Below are 7,973 nucleotides of genomic sequence, written 5' to 3'. Positions count from 1 at the left end.
GCACCGACCCCCGCCCGGCCGTCTGCCTCGGCACCGACGCCTTCCACACCCCGCCCGCGCTGCTGTCGGCGGCCCGCGAGGCGTTCGCGGCCTGCGGGGAAATCGGGCTCGACAGCCCGTTCATCGGTACCTACGTCCCGCTGGAGTTCTACGGCAAGGAGCCGGCGGTCGGCGCCCTGATGGTGGAGATCCGCCGGGACACGTACATGACGGAGCCCGGCGGGGCGCCCGACGGCCCGGGGGTCGCCCGGCTCGCCTCCGCGCTGACGACGCTGGTGAACGCCGTATCCGCATAGGGTCCGGCCCTCCGGCTGGAGCACTCCCGCAGGACAGGCGGCCGGGGGCGTACGAGGGTGGACGCATGACCGAGGAGACCACCACGCTGACCGGCCAGGCCCCGCCCCCCGTCCGGGACTGGCCCCCGCTCGACCTGACCGGGACGGAGTTCGACCCGGTCCTCGCGGAGCTCATGCGCGAGGGCCCGCTGACCCGGATCCGGCTGCCGCACGGCGAGGGCTGGGCGTGGCTGGCCACCCGCTACGACGACGTGAAGATGTTCACCAACGATCCGCGGTTCGGCCGGGCGGAGGTCACCACACGTGAAGTGACCAGGATGGCCCCGCACTTCAAGCCGCGCCCGGGGTCGCTGGCCTTCGCCGACCAGCCGGACCACAACCGGCTGCGGAAGGCGATCGCGGGCGCGTTCACGGTCGGTGCGATGAAGCGGCTGCGGCCCCGGGCGCAGTCACTGCTCGACGCGCTGGTCGACGGGGTCGTGGCGGACGGGCCCCCGGCCGATCTGATGGAGCGGGTCCTCGAACCCTTCCCGCTCGCCGTCGTCAGCGAGGTCATGGGCGTGCCCGAGGAGGACCGGGAGCAGGTGCACGCCTGGACCCGGCAGATCATCTCCACGTCCGGTGGCGCCGAGGCCGCCGACCGCGCCAAGAACGGCATGTACGCGTGGATCACGGACACCATCCGCGCCCGCGCCGAGAGCGCCGGCACCGACGTGTACTCGCTGCTCGGCGGTGCCGTGGCCCGCGGCGAGATCAGTGAGGCGGAGGCGGCCGGTGTGGCGGGCCCGCTACAGATCGGCGGGGAGGCGGTCACCCACAACTGCGGGCAGATGCTGTACCTGATGCTCACCCGCCCCGAACTGCTGGAGCGGCTGCGCGGCCAACCCGAGTGCCGGGAGGCCGCGTTGGACGAACTCCTCCGCTACATCCCGCACCGCTCCTCGGTCGGCCTGGCCCGGATCGCCCTGGAGGACGTCGAGTTGCACGGCCTGCGCATCAGCGCGGGCGACCCGGTCTACGTCTCCTACCTCGCCGCCAACCGCGACCCGGCCGTCTTCCCCGACCCGGACCGCATCGACGTCGACCGCGATCCCAACCCTCACCTGGCTTTCGGCAACGGCTCGCACTACTGCACCGGCGCCGTGCTGGCCCGTCTCCAGACCGAACTCCTCGTCGACACCCTGCTGGACCGGCTTCCGGGGCTCCGACTCGCCGTCCCCGCCGAGGAGATCGTCTGGCGCCGGAAGACGATGATCCGGGGGCCGCAGACACTGCCGGTGACCTGGTAGGCCACTTGCGCGCGAGGACGGAGATGCCCACAACTCCGTCCTCGCGCACCGGCGTTCAGGCCCGCAGCCACTCCGTGACGACGACCTCCCCGCCGGCCCGCAGCCGTAGCGCGAAGGGGCCGCTCGGGGGTGCGTCGCTGCTGAAGCGGCCCATGGCGTCGGCCGTGAGGGTGGTGGGGCGCAGGGCCTGCGGGCCGTTCAGGACCTCGATGCCGGCCGCCTGGGGTGGCATCACCTGGCCCATCAGGCCCTCGCTCGTCACCTCCACGTCGATACTGAGGTCGCCCGCGGTGAAGGTCAGCATGCGGGGGACGACCGTGGCCCCTCTGACCGGGATCGCGTCGACCAGGGAGTCGAAGGTCAGCTCCGCGAGCCGGGCGTCCATGTCATATAACGCGTAGGCGTCCATGGCGAGTTGGCGCAGCTCGGCGGGGACCGGGTCCAGGATGGCGGCGGCCTGCCGCAGTTCCTCCTCCAGGAGTCCGTCCTCGAACTCCCCGGCGCCGTCGTCCTGTTCGCCCTCCTGCTCGGCGAACTCCTCGTCGTCGAGAGGGTCCTGGCCGAAGGCGCCGAACGCGTCGAGACCGTCGTCGTGCATGCCGTTCACACCGCCCCCCGGGCGTCGAGTCGGGCCCGCAGCCGGCGCAGGCAGCGCTGGCGCATCGGTCCGATGCTGCCGACGGCGATCCCCAGACCGGCGGACACCTCCTGATAGCTGGGCGGCGGCGAGGCCATCAGCACCCGCAGCAACTGCCTGCAACGATCGCCCAGTTCCTCGAACTCCTGCCACAGCCGCCGGATGCGCTCGGCGTCGGAGGCGGCCTCCTCGGAGTCGATCAGCGACTGCTCCGGAGTGCGCTCCTCGCTGATGCGGTCGAGGAGTTGGGGATCGTCCGTGGGCATGAGCCGCCGTAGCGACTTGATCACCTTCAGGCACTCGTTGCGCGCCGTGCTCGCGAGCCAGGAGCCCGCCTTCTCGGGTTCGCGGATGCGCCGCAGGTGCTGGGCGAAGCGGAACCACACGGTCTGGTACACCTCGTGGCCGTCGGCGTCGGAGAGCCGGTGGGCGCGCACCACTGACCAGACCAGTGGGCTCAACCCCTCCACGAGCGCCTTCCAGGCCGCCGCGTCGCCGTCGACGGCCGACTGGACGAGCGCGCCGACTTCTGCACGTTCCACGGTGCCACCCCTCGTGTACGGCATGTCATCGTACGCCGTGGAGGGGATGGTTCCGGCCCTCATGCCGGAGGGGAGAGCGGTACGACGGGGACCGGGCGCCAGGTGGGCGGGCGCAGCGCCGGTACGTGCGCCCCGCGTACTTCGGCGTACTCGGTGTTCCCCGTGAGGAGGTGGGTGCGGGCGGCGCGCGCGTCGGTCTCCTTGTTGGCCGTCATGAAGGCGGCAACCATGCCGGCGGCGACGGGTGCGGCGAACGAGGTCCCGCTCCAGTGCGCGAGCCCGTCGAACGTCACCTGGTCCGGGCTGCCCGGCTCGGCGTCCCCGGCCTGGCTCAACACGCCCTTGTGGGCGGGCGATTGGCAGGTGCAGGTGTAGGTGAAGCCGAATCGGCAGGCGTCGTAGGTGGTGTGCTGGTAGGCGTACGGCGTGGGTGCCTCGAAGCCGGTGAGGGGGCCGATGAGCCGCTCGCCGGGGGCGTAGGCCTTGACCCAGGCGCCGTGGTTGCTGAAGCAGGCGCCGAACTCGCCGTCGCTGCGCAGCGCTCCGACCGAGAGGACGACGTCCTGGTAGTCGGGCAGGTCGGCGTAGGCGGCGGGCCAGAACGGAGTGGCGCTGGCGTTGTTGCCGGCCGCCGCCACCAACAGGGTGCGCTGGCCCCGCAGTTCCTGCATGAAGCCCTCGACGCCGAGGAGTCCGTCGGTCCGGCCGTTCGAGGTGCCGGCGGAGAGGCTGATGACGTCGGGCCAGCCGTTCTGGTCGACGGCGGCGAACAGCGCCTCGCCGAAGTCCGATTCGAGGATGGCGCCCGCGTCGTTGAGGGTGCTGCGGACGGTGACCTCGGTGTTGGGCGAGACGGCCGCGACGAGCCCGGCGATGAACGTGCCGTGCCCTACGTACTGTTGGAGCACTCCCGCGTCGTCCGTCTCCCGGATCTGCGGGTCGCCCTGGACGTGGGCCAGCAGCGGGTAGGACCGGTAGTCGCGCATGAGACCGGTGTCGATGACGAGGACGCCCACGGCGGTGTCGGCGTCGTAACCGGCTTCTGCGGGCGCCGGGTTGGCGCCCCCGGTGAGCGGGGCGGGCACGGGCTCGTCGCCGGGACAGGCGTTCACCGCGATCGACACCACGTGGTTGCGGCTGATCAGCCGGCGTCCGGCGCGGCCTTCCGGCTCGCGCAGGGCGCGCAGCGCGTTCGCCACGGCGTGGTCGCCGCGCCGGTCGCCCACGCCCGGGTCGCCGACCTGGATGCGGGTGATGCCGGACCGGTTGGTCTCGGGGCCGGCCCGGCGCACGGAGTCCTCGCTGAGGCCGGTGGCCGCGGTGAAGTGCGCGCGTACGGCGTCCTCGACGACGCGGGCCTCCTCGCCGTCGCGGGCGAGCACGACGCCCTTCTCGTAGAAGAACTCGGCGGAGTCGTCCGGCCCCATCGCCAGGGGGACGTCGGGCATCGAGCGCTGGATCTGGTCGAACTGCTCGTGGAATCGCTGTGGCGCCATGGCGTGTTCCTCCCACTGCGGCGGCGGTCGTCAATCAGAGCCGCCAGGCCGCTGCTTGATACAGCTCCAAACCTGTGTGGTCTGCACCTGGGACCACTAGCATGGGAGAAGTGACAACGGGAAGCGACTCGGTTCTCGAACTGCTGCCGATGGTGTTCGCGGCTCCGAGCGAGGCGCTGGCCGGTGCGCGGGAGGTTCTCGACGGCGATCCGACGCCGTTCCGGGCCTCCGTGGCGCACCACGCGATCGGCATGTGGCAGCGGGACTTCGGCGATCTGCGGCTCGCCCTGCACCATCTGCGGCGCGCCCGTGACCTGGCCGCCCGCGCGGATTCCGCGGACCGGGAGGCGGACGTCCTCGGCACGCTCGGTGTGGCGTTGGTGCACGCGGGCCGCACCCGGCAGGGTCTGGATGCCTTCGAGCGGGGCATCGCCCGGGGCACGGGACAGACCCGGGCGCGGGTGCTGTACCGGCGGGCGTACGTCTGGTGGGTGCTGGGGCGGCACCGCGAGGCACTGGAGGACGTACGGCGGGCAATTGCCGTGCTGCGGCAGGCGGATGACGTGATCTGGATCGCGCGGGCGATCACCCTGCGCGCGACCGTGCATCTCGCGCTCGGCGCGGTGGACCGGGCCGACGCCGACTTCACGGCGGCCGAACTGCTGTGGGAGACCACTGGCCAGGAGCACGACAAGGCGGACGTGGTGGAGAGCCGGGGGCTGGCCGCGTTCCGGTCGGGCGACATCCCGGTGGCGCTCCAACTGCTCGACGAGGCACAGAAGATGTACGCCAAGCTCGCCACCCCGACGTTCATGCTCACCATCCGCCGCTGCGAGGTGCTGATGAGCGCGGGCCTGGCCGGGGAGGCGCTGGCGCACGCGGACACGGCGGTCGGGCTGCTCGACGGCATCGGCGGACAGTCCACCCGCAAGGCGGAGTTACTGCTCGTGGCCGCCCGGGCGGCGCGGCTCGCGGACGATCCGCACACGGCGATCGCGCGCGCGGCCGTGGCGGTACGGCTGTTCGCCGCACAAAGGCGCACCTGGTGGCAGACCCATGCCCAACTGGTGCTGATCGAGGCCCGGTTGGCGGCAGGGCGGGCGTCGGGGCGGCTGGTGGCGGACGCCGCCGCGGTGGCCGACCGGCTGGCCGCGTTCGGCTCACCGTCCGCACCGGAAGCCTCGTTGTTGGCGGGCCGGATCGCACTGGCCCTCGGCTGGACGGCGGACGCGGAACGGCACTTGGCGGTGGCCGCCCGCAGCAGACGCGGCGGCCCGCCGCTGGCCCGGATGACCGGCTGGGCGGCACAGGCGTTGCGCGCGCAGGCCGCGGGCTCCGGTCGCGGGGTGCTGGAGGCGTGCCGACGTGGCCTCGACGTCCTGGACGATCACCGTACGACCCTGGGCGCCTCGGAGTTGAGGGCGCGGGCCACGGCGCAGGGCGCGGAACTGGCGGCGCTGGCCCAGCGCGCGAGCCTCGCCTCCGGCGGCCCGCGACGCCTCCTGGTCTGGAGCGAACGCTGGCGGGCGACCGCCCTCTCCACCCCGCCCACCAGGCCTCCCGCCGACCCGATCCTGCTCAGCGACTTGACGGCGTTCCGCGAGATCGCCGCCCGCGCGGAGGAGGCCCGCATGGAGGGCCGCCCGGTACCGGCCCTGGAACGCGAACAGCGGCGCCTGGAACGGGAGATCCGCTCCCGCACCCTCCACATGCGCGGCGATGCCCCCGGCGAGGGCGACCGCTTCGACCCGACCCGCCTGCTGGCACGCCTGGGTGAGGGACGGCTGGTCGAACTCGCCGTCGTGGACGGCCGGGTGCACGCCCTGCTCTGCGGTGAGGGCCGGGTACGCCGCTTCGAGGCGGGCCTCCTCGCGGAGGCGATGGCCGAGGCGGAACACGTACAGGCGGGTCTACGGCGCCTGGCGCATCCCGGAGCAGAGGCGAGGCTCCCGGTGGTGGAGGCGGCGGGCCGGCGCTTGGAGGAACTCCTCCTCGGCGAGGCGGCCGGGCACCTGGGCTCCGGACCGGTGGTGGTGGTCCCGCCGGGCCGACTCCACCGCGTTCCCTGGGCGTTGCTGCCCTCGTTGCGCGACCGGGTGCTCAGTGTGTCGCCGTCGGCGGGCAGTTGGCTGCGCGCCCTGGACACCGAACCGCCGCCCGGCGCCCGGCACGTCCTGGTGCGCGGGCCGGGTCTCGCGACCGGCGGCGCCGAGGTCCCCGACCTCGCCGACCGCTACGGCAGACCTACGGTCCTTGAGCACGACGACGCCGACGTCCCCCGGGTGCTGGCCGAGTTGGACGGCGCGACCCTGGCCCACATCGCGGCCCACGGCACGTTCCGCGCGGACAGCCCCTTGTTCTCGTCCCTTCGCATGGCCGACGGCCCGCTCATCGTCCACGACTTCGAACGGCTCACCCGCAGCCCGTACCGCATCATCCTCTCCAGCTGCGACACCGCCCGCCTCGCCTCGGTCGGCGCGGACGAACTCCTCGGCCTGGTCACGGCGTTGCTTCCGCTGGGCACGGCGGGCGTGGTCGCGAGCAGCGCCCCCGTCAACGACGCGGCGGTGGTCCCGCTGATGCTCACCCTGCACAAGGGCCTGCGCGCCGGTCTGTCCTTGGCGGAGGCCCTGCGCGACGCGCGGGCGGCACTGCCCGGTGATGCGATGCATCAGGCGACGGGGTGGGCGTTCTCGGCGTTCGGGGCGGCTTGAGGGGGCAGACCCAGCCCGGCAAGTCCCCTGCTCAGACCGACTCGGCCCGACCGGTCAGAGGTGAAGTTCGGCGGGGCAACCGCTGGGACCACCGCGGACGTACCGAAAGGACCCCAGCCGCCGACCGAGCCAGACCTGAGCCGTCAGGACCACCGGTCAGACCCAGCCCCGCCGATCCCCCACCTCACGCCGACTGCGCCGCCGGCAGTTCCACCAGCCACGGCAGGGCGCCGCGGTCGCTCGCGCCGAGGCGGGCGTAGGCGCTGTAGAGGTGGTTGCCGACGGTGCGCACCGAGAGGGTGAGGCGGTCGGCGATCTGGCGGTTGCTGAGGCCGGCGGCGGCGAGGGTGACGATCTGGCGTTGGCGGGCGGTGAGTTCGCCCAGGACCAGGCCGGACAGGGCCGGGGTGCGGGCGCCCTGGCAGCGGCGGGCCAGGGCGACTGCGCGGGTGCGGGACATGCGGGCGGCGCGGGGGTCGCGGTGGGCGCGGACCGCTTGGGCGTGTGCCTCGGCCGCGAAGAGCAGGAAGCCTCGCTGTTCCAGCTCCCCTGCCACCTTGTCCAGCGCGGGGCCGTCTCCGTCGACCAACGCCTCCGCGTGCCTCGCGAGGACGGCCGGTCCGTCGCCGGGCAGTCGGGCGAGCCGGCCGGCGACGCGTTCGGGAGCACCGAGGCGTACGGCGTCGTAGAGCACGTACGCGGCGGGCCTGCCGTCCTCGACGCCGGCGCCGCGGTTCTCCTCGGCCTCGCTCCACCTGCCGTCCACGATCTCGCGGGCCGCCTCCACATCGCCGCGTGCCGCCGCGAGCCAGCTGCCCGCGTCGCCGGAGGCGGGGCGGTGGGCGAGGGCTTCGTCGGTGGCGGGTACGTCGCCCGACCCCGTGGATCTGCGACGGCCGCACCACGCTGATGGGCAGCCCGCTCTCCAACGCGACCTGCTCCGCGGCGACTTTGTTCGCGCCGTATCCCTCGCGTGAGCGGTAGTCGATGTCGGTCGTC

7 protein-coding genes are annotated in these 7,973 nt (G+C 73.3%); 3 read left to right on the top strand and 4 right to left on the bottom strand.

Translation table 11 applies throughout. The features are described 5' to 3' along the window. Both ACNFOC_RS46690 and ACNFOC_RS46685 read left to right on the top strand, forming a co-directional pair. On the top strand, positions 1-296 hold a 296-nt coding region (locus ACNFOC_RS46690), incomplete at its 5' end, for an N-formylglutamate amidohydrolase (protein WP_416965076.1). Between the two features lie 65 nt (positions 297-361). Beyond that, complete coding sequence (locus ACNFOC_RS46685) at positions 362-1,585, top strand: cytochrome P450 (protein WP_416965075.1); 1,224 nt, start codon at positions 362-364, stop codon at positions 1,583-1,585. Between the two features lie 55 nt (positions 1,586-1,640). On the opposite strand, the gene ACNFOC_RS46680 is transcribed toward ACNFOC_RS46685, so the two are convergent. The 3 genes from ACNFOC_RS46680 to ACNFOC_RS46670 are packed head-to-tail and all read right to left on the bottom strand — an operon-like array spanning position 1,641 to position 4,260. After that, complete coding sequence (locus ACNFOC_RS46680; protein WP_416965074.1) at positions 1,641-2,183, bottom strand: hypothetical protein; 543 nt, start codon at positions 2,181-2,183, stop codon at positions 1,641-1,643. Positions 2,184-2,188: 5 nt separating this feature from the next. After that, positions 2,189-2,827, bottom strand: a complete 639-nt coding sequence (locus tag ACNFOC_RS46675) for an RNA polymerase sigma factor (protein WP_416965073.1) — start codon at positions 2,825-2,827, stop codon at positions 2,189-2,191. Further along, positions 2,824-4,260, bottom strand: coding sequence for a S8/S53 family peptidase (locus ACNFOC_RS46670; protein WP_416965072.1), 1,437 nt, complete (start codon positions 4,258-4,260; stop codon positions 2,824-2,826). Before ACNFOC_RS46670 ends, ACNFOC_RS46675 begins: the two co-directional genes overlap by 4 nt. A 110-nt stretch (positions 4,261-4,370) precedes the next feature. Here ACNFOC_RS46670 and ACNFOC_RS46665 point away from each other — a divergent pair, with 110 nt between their 5' ends. After that, the gene (locus tag ACNFOC_RS46665; RefSeq protein ID WP_416965071.1) at positions 4,371-6,974 is read left to right on the top strand and encodes a CHAT domain-containing protein; all 2,604 of its coding nucleotides are present in this window, start codon (positions 4,371-4,373) and stop codon (positions 6,972-6,974) included. 184 nt (positions 6,975-7,158) lie between these two features. On the opposite strand, the gene ACNFOC_RS46660 is transcribed toward ACNFOC_RS46665, so the two are convergent. Next, a partial coding sequence (locus ACNFOC_RS46660) for a helix-turn-helix transcriptional regulator (RefSeq protein ID WP_416965070.1) occupies positions 7,159-7,973 on the bottom strand: 815 nt, incomplete at its 5' end.

Source organism: Streptomyces colwelliae (assembly GCF_048158785.1).
In the GTDB taxonomy this organism is placed as follows: domain Bacteria; phylum Actinomycetota; class Actinomycetes; order Streptomycetales; family Streptomycetaceae; genus Streptomyces.
Note: the sequence above shows the minus strand (reverse complement) of the source record. Positions and strands in the feature narration are given on the sequence as shown.